The organism is Pseudomonas cichorii (assembly GCF_003700275.1).
GTDB classification, from domain to species: domain Bacteria; phylum Pseudomonadota; class Gammaproteobacteria; order Pseudomonadales; family Pseudomonadaceae; genus Aquipseudomonas; species Aquipseudomonas cichorii_B.
In genome coordinates this window covers 97,022-110,920 of sequence record NZ_RBRE01000069.1, presented here as the reverse complement: position 1 = coordinate 110,920, position 13,899 = coordinate 97,022, and the positions used below count along the sequence as shown (strand labels likewise).

Sequence of the window (13,899 nt, the reverse complement as noted above, 5' to 3'; positions counted from 1 at the left end):
AAAAAGTTGACCACTACAAACAGAGGTGGGCCTATATAGAATGAGGGCTTCGCAAATGAATTGGCTCTCACCCAGACGGTGTGGGAGCCAATTCATTTGCAATCAGACAGCGTGATGCAGTCTCTGTCACGCGGATGATCTGATCCGGCCTTCAGGCCACAACCTGCATCTGTTCTGAAAGCAGTCTCGCCTCTATAGTGCCGCTACCTGAACAGCGGTGATGCCATGAAGCGTTACGAGAAATATGCCGACGATGTAGCCGAGTTGATCCGCACTGGCGTATTGGGCCCGGACCAACGGGTGCCTTCGGTGCGCTATGCGAGTCAGACCCATGGCATCAGCCCTTCGACCGTGTTCCAGGCGTATTACTTGCTGGAGCGGCGCGGGCTGATCCGGGCGCGGGCGCGTTCGGGGTATTTCGTCAATAGCATTGTCGGCAAGACGCCCAAGCCATTCAACGAGCCACAGGCCAGCCAGCAGGTCAACGAATCCACCGAAGTGGACGTCAGTGAGCTGGTGTTTTCTGTGCTTGACTCGATCAAGGACCCCAATACCGTGCCCTTCGGCTCGGCCTTTCCCAGTCCGGTGCTGTTTCCGCTACCGCGGCTGTCCCGCTCGCTGGCCAGCGCCAGCCGCGAGATGGATCCGCGCATGGTGGTCACCGACATGTCGCCGGGCAATCCACAACTGCGGCGCCAGATTGCCTTGCGTTACATGGTCAATGGCCTGGTGCTGCCGATGGAGGAATTGCTGATTACCAATGGTGCCCTGGAAGCCTTGAACCTGTGCCTGCAGGCAGTCACCGAGCCGGGCGACCTGGTCGCCATCGAAGCTCCGGCCTTTTACGCCTGTCTGCAAGTGCTGGAGCGCCTCAAACTCAAGGCTGTGGAAATCCCCACTCATCCGCGCGACGGTATCGATCTGGACGCACTGAAGCAGGCGCTGGAGCGGCATCCGATCAAGGCCTGCTGGTGCATGACCACCTTCCAGAACCCGAGCGGCGCTCTGGTGCCCGAAGCCCGCAAGCAGCAACTGGTGGAGTTGTTGCGCGAGCATCAGGTGCCGCTGATCGAGGATGATGCCTACGCCGAGTTGTATTACGGGCCGCAGGCACCCAAACCGGCCAAGGCCTTTGATAGCGATGGCCTGGTGATGCATTGCGGCTCGTTTTCCAAAAGCCTTGCACCCGGCTACCGGATCGGCTGGGTTGCCGCAGGCCGTTATGCGCAGAAGATCGAGCGGCTGAAACTGATGACGTCCCTTTGCGCTTCGATGCCCGCTCAAGCGGCGATTGCCGATTATCTGCAACATGGCGGCTATGACCGGCATCTGCGCAAGCTGCGGTACGCCCTCGAAGACCAGCAGCGCGCCATGCTCGGCGCCATAGGTCGCTACTTTCCGGCGCAGACCCGAGTCAGCCAGCCGCTGGGCGGTTATTTTCTGTGGGTGGAGTTGCCGGAACCGCTCGACTCATTGAAAGTCTTTCAGGTGGCGCTGGCGCAGGGGATCAGTATTGCGCCGGGGCCGATCTTTTCGCCGACCCGCCGCTTCGGCAACTGCATCCGCCTGAACTACGGCAGCCCCTGGACCACGGCATCCGAGAAAGCCATGGAAACCCTGGGGCGCATCATTCGTTCGCTGCTGGATAATTGAGCCTCAGCGACCACCGGCCACATCGATGAATGTACCGGTGACATAGGAGGCATGGTCCGACAGCAGCCAGACGATGGTTTCGGCCACCTCTTCAGCTTTACCGCCGCGGCACATCGGCAAATCGCCTTCCAGCTTGCTGACCCGGAACGGATCGCCGCTCAGGGCGTGAAAGTCGGTGAAGATGAAACCCGGCCTGACCGCATTGACCCGAATCCCCTCGCCTGCGACTTCCTTGGACAAGCCGATAGTGAAGGTATCCAGCGCGCCCTTGGACGCTGCGTAATCGATATATTCACCCGGCGCACCCAGGCGCGCAGCCGCCGATGTCACGTTGACGATGCTGCCACCATGGCCCCCGTGACGCGGTGACATGCGCAGCAAGGCGTGCTTGCTGCACAGCATCGGGCCGACCACATTGGTCATCATGATCTTGAGCATGCGAAATTCGGAAATGTCGTCCAGTCGCGAGGTGTGCGCAATGGTCCCGGCGTTATTGACCAGATGGGTAATACGCCCCAACTCCGCATCCACCCGCGCATAGAGGCGAATGATCTCGTCCTCGTTGCTGACATCGGCCTGTACCGTAATGGCCTGCGCGCCCAGTTCCCGGACCCTGGCACATACCTTCTCGGCAGCGGAATGGTCAGACAGGTAATTGATGCAGATGCGATAACCTTGTGAAGCAGCAAGAAGCGCTGTAGCTGCACCGATCCCGCGGGAGCCACCAGTGATGAGGAGGACTTTTTCCATGAATGTCTCTCGTGCGTTTTCAGAGGCCAGGCTCTGTAGGGAAAGTTGGCGAGCGAAGGTCAGCCTGTTTTTAATGCAGCATCACCGAGCGCAACCACTTTTCGTACATAGCCTAAGGATAACGGTATGGTGTCATTGTTCATACAGAGCCTAGCGGACCCTGAGAGCCCGCATGCAGAATCGATCCTGCCAGCGTTTTGGCATGAACGCCATCCTGTATTTCCGTTATCGTTGCACTTACCCTCGATTGCGTACGCCCCTCAATTGAGTGGATATGACTCATGAATTGCTGTGCCGGCAACGGATGCCCCAACAGGAATCCCTGCAGAGCATTGCAGCCCAGATTGGTCAGGAAATTCTGCTGAACGCGATTTTCGACGCCTTCGGCAACAATGCGCAAATCGAGCGCACGCCCCACGGCCACAATGGCCGCGACTATGGCGGCGTCGTCGCTGTCATGGTCGAGATCACGGACAAAGCCCCGGTCGATCTTGATTTCATTGGCCGGCAGATGCTTGAGGTACATCAGGCTCGAATAGCCGGTGCCAAAATCGTCAATCGACAGGTCGACGCCCATTGCCGACAGCTTCTGCAGCACCCCCATTGTCACTTCGGCATTGCTCATTGCCGTGGTCTCGGTGATTTCCAGCGTCAGGCAATTGGGTGCAAGCCGATGTCTGGCCAGTGTATTGGCGACCGTAGTGACCAGCGAGGCGTGACAGAACTGCAAGGCCGACAGATTCACCGCAATGCGCCAATGGGTGTGACCCTGGGCATACCATTCGCTCATCTGGCGACAGGCTTCATCGAGGACCCACTCACCGATCGGGATAATCAGCCCGGTCTTCTCCGCCAGATCGATGAAGGTATCCGGCCCCAGCAGGCCTTGTTCCGGATGATTCCAGCGCAGCAAGGCTTCGGCGCCTACCGGTAAACCACTCACGGCATCGAACTTGGGCTGGTAATGCAGGCAGAAATGCGCATGTTTGATGGCGGCCCGCAAGCCCTGCAGGAGTTGCATCTGATTGCGGGCATTGGTGTTCATCGAGGCATCGAAGAAACTGTAGCCGTTCTTGCCCGCGGCCTTGGCGTGATACATCGCGGCGTCGGCATTGAGCAACAGTTCGTGCTGAGTCTCGCCATTGCCCGGATAAATGCAGATACCGATACTGACCGAAACCTGAAGGGTGTGCCCGGTGATATCGAACGGCTGGGCAATCACATTGACCTGGCGAGACGCCACGGCCAGTGCATCCTCGATATCCTGCAATTCCATCAGCAGCACGAACTCATCGCCACCGATGCGCGCCAGGGTGTCATGCCGATGCAGGTTTTCCCGCAGCCGCAATGCCACCTGACGCAGCAGTTGATCGCCGATATGGTGGCCGAACGCATCGTTTACCGGCTTGAAGCCATCCAGATCCATGAACATCAATGCAAAACAGCCACCATTCTGGTTGGCCTTTTTCATCGCCTGTTCGATACGATCGGCCAGCAGCACGCGGTTCGGCAGGCTGGTCAGGCTGTCATGCAAAGCCAGATGGGTCAGTTCGCGGTTGGCTTCCAGCAGCGAATTGGCCAGCACGGCGGTACGCGCTTCCAGGCGGGCATCGAGAATTGATGTCAGCAGCACAATCGTCAACACCGCCAGGCTGGTGACCAGCACCAGCTTGTCCAGCCCGTCGCTCATCAGGCCGTTGCCCACCGCACCACAGAAGCTGCCCTCGGGAAAACTGGCGGCCGCCATGCCGGTGTAGTGCATGCCGACAATCGCCAGGCCCATGACCATTGCGGCTCCCGCCCTGACTGAAAAGACATTGGAGGTCTGGTGGCGCAGGCGGAAAGCAATCCAGATGGCAACCGCCGAAGCGCCCACGGCAATCAGCAGGGAAAGAACGAACAGCAGTGGGTCGTACTCGATGCCCGGCTGCATGCGCATCGCTGCCATGCCGGTGTAGTGCATGGCGCTGATACCGCCGCCCATCAACAAGGCACCCAGCGCCAGGCGCGGCAAGGGCAGCTCGGGCAGGTTGACCAGCCACAAGGCAACTCCGGAAGCCAGCATGGCAATCAGCAATGACCACAGGGTCAGCGGGATATCGAAACCCAGTTCGATCGGCAGTTGGAACGCCAGCATCCCGATGAAGTGCATGGAGCAGATGCCGATGCCCATGGCAAAGGCGCCGCCGCTCATCCATATGTAGACGGCACGGCCTTTGGCAGAAGCGATGCGGCTGGCCAGATCGAGCGCGGTATACGAAGCGAGAATCGCCACGAAGATGGAAATGAAGACCAGCGTGGGCGTGTAATGACCAGTCAACATGGGCGCTCCTGTGACACGGATCGAGTTAACGCATCCATGCCAAACAGTTGCCGCCGAGTTTACGCAAAAACAGGAAAATGTCGCGTCAGAGTCACATAAAAATGGCTATTGGCCATATATAAAATATCTATTTCAGACGGACAGCACATTAAGCTCTCTCTGCCCGCCCCTGCAGCTCGATCAGTCCCTGATTTGCAAGCCGCTCTGCGCCTCCCAGCCGCCACCCAGCGCGGCAATCAACTGCACGCTGGCAATCAGCCGGCTTTGCAGCACATTCAGCACGCTGCGTTCGTTGCTCAGCGCGGTGGTCTGCACATTGACCACATCCAGATAACCGATCAACCCGGCCTTGTACTGATTGCTGGTCAGGCGCAGGGATTCGCGGGCGGCATCCAGGGCTTCCTGGCGCACCGCCGCTTCTTCTTCATAGACCTTGAGCTGGATCATGTAGTTTTCGACTTCCTGGAAACCGCTCAGGACCGTCTGCCGATACTGCGCCACGGTCTGGTCATAGACCGCTTCGATCCGGTCGACTTCCGCCGTGCGGCGGCCGGCATCGAACAGGTTCAGAGCCATCTGCGGCCCGACCGACCAGAAACGGTTCGGCAGGCTGATCCAGTTGGAAAACGAATTGCTGTTATAGCCGCCGCTCAGGCTCAGGGTGAAATCCGGGTAGTAAGCTGCCTTGGCGACGCCGATATTGGCGTTGGCGGCCATGATCGAGCGCTCGGCGGCGGCGATGTCGGGGCGGCGCTCCAGCAATTGTGAAGGGATTGCAAGCGGAATCTGCGGCAATTCGGGGATCGAAGTCGTGGCCGCCAGATTGAACTCGGCAGGTGCCATGCCCATCAGCACTGCGATGGCATTCTCGAACTGGGCGCGCTGCCATGCCAGATCGATCAGGTCGGCCTTGGTGGTCTTGAGCTGGGTCTGTGCCTGAGCCACGGCTTCGCGCCCGGAAATCCCGGCCTGGTATTGATTGCGGGTCATGGTCAGCGAGCGTTCGTAAGCCTCGACAGTCGACTCCAGCAAACGCTTCTGCTCATCCAGCACTCGCAATTGCAGGTAGTTCTGTACCAGTTCCGATTGCAGACTCAACTGCATGGCGGCCAGGTCGGCAAGGCTGGCCTGGGCACTGGCGGTGTCGGCTTCCAGGCCGCGGCGCAGCTTGCCCCACACATCGGCCTCCCAACTGACGCCCAACTGGGCATTGTAGGCGTTGTTGACGCTGCTGGAATTCGAGAGGTTATTGCTCGAAGAACCCTGGCTGGAGCGAGTCTTGCCGGTGGTCAGGTCCAGAGTGGGAAACAACGCACCCCTGGAGCTGCGCACCAGCGCCTTCGCCTGGCGATACTGGGCTTCATATTGTGCAACCGTCTGGTTGGAGCTGTTGAGGCGTTCCACCAACGCATTGAGTTCACTGTCGCCATACACCTCCCACCATGCACCACGCGCCATGGCATCGCTCGGCGTCGCCTGACGCCAGCCTTCGGCGGCCTTGAACTGCACAGGCGTGGTTACTGACGGCTTGTGGTAGTCAGGCCCCACGGTGCAGGCGCTCAGTAACAGGACACAAAGCCCTGTCGCCAGTGGCCGGACAAGCCACTGCGGGTTGGATTTGATTGCCAGAGGGTCGGTCATAGCGGGGTTTCCAGAGCAGCATCGGTGCGCACGCCGCGCCAACGGTTGAAACGATGGCGCAGGCTGTCGAGATAGAGATAAACCACGGGTGTGGTGTAAAGGGTCAGAATCTGGCTGAAGACCAGCCCTCCGATAATGGTCAGGCCCAGCGGACGGCGCATTTCCGCACCTTCGGCAGTGCTCAGCAACAGCGGCAAGGCGCCGAGGATCGCAGCCATGGTGGTCATCAGAATCGGGCGCAGCCTTTGCAGGCAGGCGCTGCGGATCGATTCCTGCGGCGTCATCCCGGACTCGCGCTCCAGATGCAGGGCCAGATCGATCATCATGATGGCGTTTTTCTTCACCACCCCGATCAACAGGAACAGTCCCAGCAGGGAAATCAGGCTGAATTCGCTGCCCAGCACATAGATGCTCAGCAAGGCGCCGACACCGGCCGACGGCAGGGTCGAGAGAATCGTCAGCGGATGAATGTAGCTCTCATAGAGAATCCCCAGCACCAGATAAACCGCCAGCAGCGCTCCGAGAATCATCCACGGCTGGCTCTTCTGGGTCGCGGCAAAGGCATCGGCGGCGCCGGCCATCTTTGAAATGACCTCCGAAGGCAGTCCGACCTTGGCAACGGCACGCTCGATTGCGACCGTCGCCGTGTCGAGGCTGGTACCTTCAGCCAGATCGAAGGAAATGCTCTCCGAGGCGAACTGGCCTTCATGGGATACCCGGTCGTTGGCCAGGCTGCGCTCATAGTGCGCAATGCTGGACAACGGCACTCGCTGCCCGTCGGCGGTGATCACCTGGACCTGCTCCAGCGTGGCCGGGTCCTGGGAATAGCGGGGATTGACCTCCATCACCACCTGATACTGGTTCAGCGTGTCATAGATGGTGGAAACCTGGCGCTGGCTATAGGCATTGTTGAGCACGGTGGTGACCATGTTCATATCGATGCCCAGACGCTTGGCTGCGTCGCGATTGACCACCAGCGTCACCTGCTGTGCGCCGCGGCCTTCGCGGGCGTCGATGGCGGTCAGTTCCGGAAGGGCCTTGAGCGCCGCCACGACTTTCGGATACCACTCGCGCAGGCTGTGCAGGTCACCGCTTTGCAGGATGTACTGATACTGCGAACTGGCCTGTTCACGCCCACCACCCAGTTGCAGGTCCTGATCCGGCGCCAGGAACAGACGCCCGCCCGGCACATGCGGCAGGTTCTTGCGCAGGCGCTCGACGACCTGGGTGGCCGACAGCTTGCGTTCGGAAACCGGTTTCAGGCGAACGATCATGAACGCATTGTTGGTACCGCTGCTGCCACCGATGAAACCGGCAACACTCTGGACCGCCGGGTCCTTCAACACAGCGCGGCGGAAGATTTCCATCTTGGGCTGCATCACGTTGAACGACAGACCGTCGTCGCCCCGAATGAAGCCCATCAGTTGTCCGGTGTCCTGCTGCGGCAGAAAGGTCTTGGGCACCACGACGTACAGGGCGACATTCACGACGATGGTAATCAGCAGGCTCAACAGCGTCAGGCGCGGATGACGCAGTACCCAGCCAAGCGTGCGGTCATAGCCGGCCACCATCCGCTCGTTGACCCGCTGGCTCCAGCGTTGAAAGGCCGTCTGCTCCTGGGCCTGGGGCTTGAGCCAGCGGGCGCAGAGCATCGGGGTCAGAGTCAGGGACACCAGCAGCGAAACGATGATCGCCACCGACAGGGTGATGGAAAACTCGCGGAACAGGCTTTCCACCAGACCGCCCATGAACAGGATCGAGATGAATACCGCCACCAGCGATACGTTCATGGACAGCAGCGTGAAGCCGACTTCCTTGGAGCCCAGATAAGCCGCCTGCATCGGCGGCACGCCCTCGTCGATGTGCCGGGAAATGTTTTCCAGGACCACGATTGCATCGTCCACCACCAGCCCGGTGGCCAGGATCAGGGCCATCAGCGACAGGTTGTTCAGCGAGAAGCCGCACAGATACATGATGGCGAACGTGCCTACCAGGGAAACCGGCACCGCCAGCGTCGGGATCAGCGAAGCCCGCAAGCTGCCCAGAAACAGGAACACCACCAGAATCACCAGCACCACGGCAATCAACAGGGTCATTTCGGCTTCATGCAGCGTAGCCTTGATGACCGGCGAACGGTCCATGGCGATGTTCAGTTTCACGCTGGCCGGCAATACGCCCTGCAAGGCCGGCAACTGCTCCTTGATCTGCGCCACCGTTTCGATGATGTTGGCGCCGGCCTGACGGTTGATGACCAGCAGCACCGCCGACCTGTCATTGAAGAAACCACTGTTGTAGCGGTTCTCCACGGCATCGCTGACCTTGGCCACATCCTTGAGGCGCAGTGCCGCGCCGTCCTGGTAGCGAATGATCAGTGGCGCGTAATCCTTGGCTTTTTCCAGTTGGTCATTGGCCTGCACCTGCCAGTTATGCTGGCTGTCTTCCACCGAGCCCTTGGGGCGGCGCACGTTGGAGCCGGTAATGGTGGTGCGCACTTCGTCGAGGGAAACGCCGTACTGATCGAGCAGGTTCGGTTCAAGCTCGATACGCACGGCAGGCAGCGAACTGCCGCCGATCTGCACCTCTCCCACGCCAGACACCTGGGACAGGCTTTGGGACAGGATGGTAGAGGCCAGATCGTAGAGCTGGCCCTTTTCCAGCACATCGGAAGTCAGGGTCAGCACCATGATCGGTGCCTGGGAAGGATTGACCTTCTTGTAGGTCGGCATGCTGCGCATGCCGCTGGGCAACAGGTTGCGCGAAGCATTGATCGCGGCCTGGACTTCGCGAGCCGCGCCGTTGATGTCGCGGTCAAGATCGAACTGCAGGATCACCCGGGTCGAACCCTGGCTGGAGCTGCTGCTCATGGTGGTGATGCCGGCGATGGAACCCAGCGAACGCTCCAGCGGCGTCGCGACACTGGAAGCCATGATCTCCGGGCTGGCTCCCGGCAGGCTGGCCGAAACCACGATCACCGGGAAATCCATGTTCGGCAGCGGCGCCACAGGCAATAGCCGGAAGCTGACCGCGCCCAGCAACATGATTGCCAGACTCAGCAGAACGGTAGCGACCGGCCTGCTGATAAAGGGTGCGGACAGATTCATGCTTCGACCTGTCTGGCGTCAGGCTTGCGAGCCCAGCGGCGGCCCAGGCGATCGAAGTACAGATAGATGACCGGCGTCGTGAACAGCGTGAGGACCTGGCTGAGCAACAGGCCGCCGACCATCACCAGCCCCAGCGGCTGACGCAGTTCGGCACCCGATCCGCTGGCCAGCATCAGCGGCACGGCACCGAACAGCGCTGCCAGGGTGGTCATCAGAATGGGCCGGAACCGCAACAGCGCCGCTTCGTAGATGGCCGTTTCGGGATCGATGCCGCGATTGCGTTCGGCGTCCAGCGCGAAGTCGATCATCATGATGGCGTTTTTCTTGACGATGCCGATCAGCAGGATAATGCCGATGATCGCGATCATGCCCAGATCGTTGCCGCTGATCATCAAGGCCAGCAATGCCCCGACCGCTGCCGATGGCAGGGTCGAGAGAATGGTGATCGGGTGAATGTAACTCTCGTAGAGCACACCCAGCACGATGTACATGGTCACCACCGCCGCCAGGATCAGCAACAGCGTGCTCGACAGCGAAGCCTGGAAAGCCGCGGCGGCACCCTGGAACTGAGTCTGCACGCCAATCGGCATGCCGATGTCCTTCTGCACCTGCTCGATGACCTTGACCGCTTCCCCCAGCGCCACATCCGGCGCGAGGTTGAACGACATCATGACTGCCGGGAACTGGCCCATATGGGCAATCGCCAGTTGTGCCTGACGCTGCTCGACCCTTGCCAGGCTCGACAGCTTGACCTGCGCACCGTCGGTGGTCTTGACGTGAATCTGCTCCAGCGCCCGCGGCCCTAGCTCACTGCCGGACGCGGCCTGCAACACCACCCGATACTGGCTGGCCTGGGTGTAGATGGTGGAAATCTGCCGCTGGCCAAAGGCGTCGTACAGCGCGTCGGTGATATTCGCCACGCTGACGCCAACCCGGCTGGCAGCATCGCGGTCGATCATCAGGTAGACCTGCAGGCCCTTGTCCTGCAGGTCACTGGCGACATCGGTGAGTTCCGGGCGCTGGTTCAGCGCATCCACCAGCTTGCCGCTCCACAGGCTGAGCATTTCGGCATCCGGTGACGACATGCTGAACTGGTACTGGGTGCGACTGACCCGGTCCTCGATGGTCAGGTCCTGGACCGGCTGCATGAACAGACGGATGCCCGACAGGCTGTCCAGTTGCGGTTGCAGGCGCTGGATGATCTGCATCGCGGTCAGGTCGCGCTCGCCATGGGGCTTGAGGTTGATCAGCAGGCGGCCGCTGTTGAGCGTGGCATTGTCGCCATCGACACCTATATAGGAAGACAGGCTGGCAACGTCCGGGTCCTTGAGGATGATGTCTGCCAGCGATTGCTGGCGCTCGCTCATGGACGCGAACGACACCGACTGCGGCGCCTCGGAAATACCCTGGATCACGCCGGTATCCTGCACCGGAAAGAACCCCTTGGGCACGGCCATGTAAAGCACCACGGTCAAGCCCAGCGTAGCGATGGCCACCAGCAGTGTCAGTGGCTGGTGCTTGAGCACCCAGCGCAGCTTGTCGGCGTAGATCCTGATCAGCCAGTCGATCCAGGCACCGCTGGCGCGATAGAAACGGCCCTGCTCTTCTTCCCTGGGCTCACGCTTGAGCAGCCGGGCACACATCATCGGGGTCAGGGTCAGCGAAACCACCAGCGAAATCAGGATCGCCACCGCCAGGGTAATCGCGAACTCGCGGAACAGGCGTCCGACCACATCGGCCATGAACAGCAGCGGAATCAATACGGCAATCAGCGACAGGGTCAGCGAGATCAGGGTGAAACCGATCTGCTTCGCGCCCTTCAAGGCCGCCTGCAAGGGTGTTTCACCCTCTTCGATATGCCGGGAAATGTTCTCCAGCATCACGATGGCATCGTCCACCACGAAGCCGGTGGCGATGGTCAGGGCCATCAGCGTCAGGTTATTGATAGAGAAACCGGCCAGATACATCACGCCAAACGTACCGATCAGCGACAGTGGCACGGCAATCGACGGAATGATGGTGGCGCTGACCCGGCGCAGGAACAGGAAAGTCACCAGCACAACCAGAACGATTGCGATCAGCAGCTCATGCTGCACGTCAGTGACCGAAGCGCGAATGGTCTGCGTGCGGTCGGTGAGCACCATGACATCCAGCCCGGCCGGCAGGTTGTCGGTGATACCGGGCAGCAGGGCCTTGATACGGTCTACCACCTCGATGACGTTGGCGCCGGGCTGGCGCTGGATATTCAGCAGCACGGCCTGGTTGCGGTTGGCCCAGGCGGCCAGACGCTCGTTTTCCGCGCCATCGACGATCTGTGCCACATCCTTCAGGCGCAGCGGCGCGCCATTGCTGTAGGCCAGGATGAGGTTGGCATATTCCTCGGGCGACTTGAGCTGGTCGTTGGCATCGAGCATCGATACCCGCGTCGGCCCGTCGAAATTACCCTTGGGCTGGTTGACGTTGGAGGCGCTGACCAGCGTCCGCACATCGGCCAGATTCAGGCCATTGGCGGCCAGCGCATCGGGGTTGACCTTGATCCGTACCGCCTGCCGCTGACCGCCGGCGATGCTGACCATGCCGACGCCGCTGATCTGCGAGATCTTCTGCGCCATGCGCGTATCGACCAGATCGTTGAGCTTGGGCAGCAGCATGGTTTTCGAGGTGATTGCCAGGGTCAGGACCGGCGTATCGGCCGGATTGACCTTGTTATAGACCGGCGGTGCCGGCAGGTCGTTGGGCAGCAGATTGGTCGCGGCATTGATCGCCGCCTGCACTTCCTGCTCGGCCACATCCATATTGATTTCAAGGTTGAAGCGCAAGGTAATGACCGACGCGCCACCGGAACTGGTCGAGGCCATCTGGTCCAGCCCCGGCATTTGCCCGAACTGCCGCTCCAGCGGGGCCGTCACGGCACTGGTCATGACCTGCGGACTGGCGCCCGGATACAGGGTCATGACCCGAATGGTCGGATAATCCACCTGCGGCAGGGCCGAAACCGGCAGCAAGGTGTAGGCAATCAGACCGGCCAGCACAATCGCCAGCATGCTCAGGGTGGTGGCTACCGGACGCAGGATGAACAGGCGCGACATGTTCATACTTGAGGTTTTTCCGCCTTGTCGACCGAAGCCGATTTGTCAGTGGCCTTGTCAGGCTTGCCTTGCAGTTGCTGACCCGGACTGGACGGCACGTCCTTGCTGTCACTGACCACTTCCACTTCGGCGCCGTCGCGCAGGCGGTCGGTGCCTTCGAGCACGACTTGCGAACCTGCGCTCAGACCTTCGAGAACCACGGTCGACGTCTCATCGCTCGGACCGGTCTTTAGCAGGTTGACCTTGACCTTCCTGTCGCCGTCCAGGGCATAGACGAAGGTGCCGTTGGTGCCGAACTGCACGGCGGCCGTCGGGACCAGCACTGCTTGCTTGAGGGTGTCGGCACGCAGTCGCACATTCACGAACTGATTGGGAAACAGCACTTCGTCGCGATTCTCGAAGCGAGCCTTGAATTTAAGGGTGCCTGTGGCGACATCGATCTGGTTGTCGAGGCTGGCCAGTACACCGGTGGCCTGCAGCTTGAGGTCACCGCGATCCCAGGCTTCCACCGGCAGTTTGTCAGCGCTGCGATAACGGCTGATGACCGCCGACAGGTCTTTTTCCGGCAGGGTGAAGTTGACCGAAATCGGCTGGGTCTGGGTAATCACCACCAGGGCGGTGGTGTCGTTGGCGGCGACCAGATTGCCGACATCCAGTTGCTTGAGGCCGACGCGCCCGGCAATCGGTGCCTTGATGCGGGTGAAGTCCATATTGAGCCTGGCTTCGGCCACAGCCGCCTGATTGGACTTGATGGTCCCCTGATACTGGTTCACCAGCGACTCGGCGGTATCCAGGGTCTGCTTGGCGATACTGTCTTCGGCGAACAGCCCGCGATAGCGTTGTACATCGAGCTGGGCGTTCTTCAGCAGCGCCTGATTGGTGGCGAGAGTGCCTTCGGCCTGCTGCAACGCTACCTGATAGGGACGTGGATCGATTTCCGCCAGCATGTCGCCGGCCTTGACCATCTGGCCTTCCTGAAAGTGGATCTTGACCAGTTCGCCAGCCACCCGGCTGCGCACATTGATGGTGTTGGTCGCGGTCACCGTGCCCAGTGCCTTGTAATAGATCGGGAAGTCGCCCTGGGTCACCGGTGCAACCCGCACCGGAACTGCCACCGCCGAACCGCCGAACCCGGGGCGCGCCATGCCTCTGCCAGGGGCCGCCGCAGATGCCTTGCCAGCCTCGGCTCCCTTGTCGGGCGAGGACGTCGGCCAGAACCACCAGCACGAAACGACGATAACCAACAGGACCAACAGACTGATCAGCCAGCGACGGGAATTACGGGGGCCAGACGATTGCATGAATAAATCAACCATTACGGGTGGGGCTTCTTCAGGAGGCT

6 protein-coding genes and 1 pseudogene are annotated in these 13,899 nt (G+C 60.6%); 1 reads left to right on the top strand and 6 read right to left on the bottom strand.

The window, feature by feature from the left end; all coding sequences use genetic code 11:
• The first annotated feature begins 225 nt into the window (after positions 1–225).
• Entirely contained in the window at positions 226–1,653 is a 1,428-nt protein-coding gene (gene mapR, locus ALQ04_RS19055; protein WP_122317299.1) for a GntR family transcriptional regulator MpaR, read from the top strand.
• Between the two features lie 3 nt (positions 1,654–1,656).
• On the opposite strand, the gene ALQ04_RS19050 is transcribed toward mapR, so the two are convergent.
• The 6 genes and pseudogenes from ALQ04_RS19050 to ALQ04_RS19025 form a co-directional block, all read right to left on the bottom strand.
• Entirely contained in the window at positions 1,657–2,403 is a 747-nt protein-coding gene (locus ALQ04_RS19050) for an SDR family oxidoreductase (RefSeq protein ID WP_122317298.1), read from the bottom strand.
• A 259-nt stretch (positions 2,404–2,662) separates the two neighbouring features.
• Positions 2,663–4,726: pseudogene (locus ALQ04_RS19045) on the bottom strand (putative bifunctional diguanylate cyclase/phosphodiesterase); the annotation flags it as partial.
• A 180-nt stretch (positions 4,727–4,906) separates the two neighbouring features.
• Positions 4,907–6,367 carry an efflux transporter outer membrane subunit gene (locus ALQ04_RS19040; protein ID WP_122317296.1) on the bottom strand — a complete coding sequence of 487 codons (1,461 nt, stop codon included), beginning with the start codon at positions 6,365–6,367 and terminating at the stop codon, positions 4,907–4,909.
• Positions 6,364–9,468 carry a multidrug efflux RND transporter permease subunit gene (locus tag ALQ04_RS19035; RefSeq protein WP_122317295.1) on the bottom strand — a complete coding sequence of 1,035 codons (3,105 nt, stop codon included), beginning with the start codon at positions 9,466–9,468 and terminating at the stop codon, positions 6,364–6,366. The genes ALQ04_RS19040 and ALQ04_RS19035 overlap by 4 nt, the downstream gene beginning before the upstream one ends.
• A complete protein-coding gene (locus ALQ04_RS19030; RefSeq protein WP_122317294.1) occupies positions 9,465–12,563 on the bottom strand; it encodes an MdtB/MuxB family multidrug efflux RND transporter permease subunit in 3,099 nt (1,032 codons plus the stop codon). Before ALQ04_RS19030 ends, ALQ04_RS19035 begins: the two co-directional genes overlap by 4 nt.
• Entirely contained in the window at positions 12,560–13,873 is a 1,314-nt protein-coding gene (locus ALQ04_RS19025; RefSeq protein WP_122317293.1) for an MdtA/MuxA family multidrug efflux RND transporter periplasmic adaptor subunit, read from the bottom strand. Before ALQ04_RS19025 ends, ALQ04_RS19030 begins: the two co-directional genes overlap by 4 nt.
• Positions 13,874–13,899 lie beyond the last annotated feature (26 nt).

Excerpts from the sequence above, each read along its gene's own strand:
- ALQ04_RS19040 (WP_122317296.1), bottom strand. The coding sequence starts at position 6,367 with ATGACCGACCCTCTGGCAATCAAATCCAACCCGCAGTGGCTTGTCCGG.
- ALQ04_RS19030 (WP_122317294.1), bottom strand. The coding sequence starts at position 12,563 with ATGAACATGTCGCGCCTGTTCATCCTGCGTCCGGTAGCCACCACCCTG.
- ALQ04_RS19035 (WP_122317295.1), bottom strand. The coding sequence starts at position 9,468 with ATGAATCTGTCCGCACCCTTTATCAGCAGGCCGGTCGCTACCGTTCTG.
- mapR (WP_122317299.1), top strand. The coding sequence starts at position 226 with ATGAAGCGTTACGAGAAATATGCCGACGATGTAGCCGAGTTGATCCGC.
- ALQ04_RS19025 (WP_122317293.1), bottom strand. The coding sequence starts at position 13,873 with ATGGTTGATTTATTCATGCAATCGTCTGGCCCCCGTAATTCCCGTCGC.
- ALQ04_RS19050 (WP_122317298.1), bottom strand. The coding sequence starts at position 2,403 with ATGGAAAAAGTCCTCCTCATCACTGGTGGCTCCCGCGGGATCGGTGCA.